General features: G+C 69.4%; 1 protein-coding gene. It reads left to right on the forward strand.

Annotation, left to right across the window (positions count from 1 at the left end; all coding sequences use genetic code 11):
* The first annotated feature begins 251 nt into the window (after window positions 1–251).
* The gene (locus FVW27_RS17120; RefSeq protein WP_341806174.1) at window positions 252–779 is read left to right on the forward strand and encodes a Jag family protein; all 528 of its coding nucleotides are present in this window, start codon (window positions 252–254) and stop codon (window positions 777–779) included.
* The last annotated feature ends 180 nt before the right edge of the window (window positions 780–959 follow it).

The following is a 959-nucleotide window of genomic DNA, read 5'->3' on the forward strand; positions in this document are numbered from 1 at the left end:
CGCGTGGGCCGCGTCCCGCACGCCAGCCGCAGGATGGCGAATCCGCCGGACTGCCGGGGCAGCAGGACCGCCGTGGCGGCCCTCGCCGTAATGGCGAGCGGTCTGAACGTCCCGAACGTTCCGACCGGCCCGAACGGGCCGAGCGCCCGGCCCGATCGGCCAGTCCGGAAAGACCGTCTAGACAGGAACGGCACCCCCGGCCCGATAGGCCCATCGGTGACGCAGGGCTGGATATGCCGGATATGTTGGACATGCTGGACGGGTCCGATGAGCACGGCGGAGACGGCCTGCCGGAAATTCCGCTGGAACAGCTGGACCGGGAGCAGGTGACCCAGGTGGCCGTGGAGGTCATGGAGCGCCTGGTTACCCCGGTCATCGGCGAAGCGGGCTTCTCCGTGGAACTGGCAGAAGGCCGCGTCAACGTTTCCGTGGACTGCGGCGAGAATTCCGGGTTGCTTATCGGCCGCGAGGGGCAGACCCTGTCGGCGTTGCAGTACCTGGCCTCGCGCATCGTTTCGCGCAAGCTCGGCGCCTCTGTGCGGGTGCAGCTGGATTCGGGCGACTACCGCGAACGCCAGGACGACAAACTGCGCGACATCGCCCTGCACCTGGCCGAAAAGGTGCGCGCCACCGGCAAGCCGCAATCCACCCGTCCGCTCAGCTCGTACCACCGCCGGGTGGTGCACGTGACCCTGCAGGACGATGAAGAGGTGGTTACCCGCAGCAAGGGCGACGGCCCGCTGAAGCGGGTGATCATCATGCGCAAGAAGAAAGGCTAGGCCGACCGGCCCCGCCGGAGCGTCACTGCCACCGGCGCGCGGGCGGATGTTTCCGTTCGCGGCAGGCGGCGGTACACATATCGTTGAATCGCGTCGCGGGGGAGGCCCACAGGGTTTCCCCCGTTCGCGTCCGCAAGGGCGCGCGCCCGCCGGGCCAAGGGGCCGGGCAGGTCGCCGCGC

The organism is Nitratidesulfovibrio liaohensis (assembly GCF_011682075.1).
GTDB classification, from domain to species: Bacteria; Desulfobacterota; Desulfovibrionia; order Desulfovibrionales; family Desulfovibrionaceae; genus Cupidesulfovibrio; species Cupidesulfovibrio liaohensis.

Excerpts from the sequence above, each read along its gene's own strand:
- FVW27_RS17120 (WP_341806174.1), top strand. The coding sequence starts at position 252 with ATGCTGGACGGGTCCGATGAGCACGGCGGAGACGGCCTGCCGGAAATT.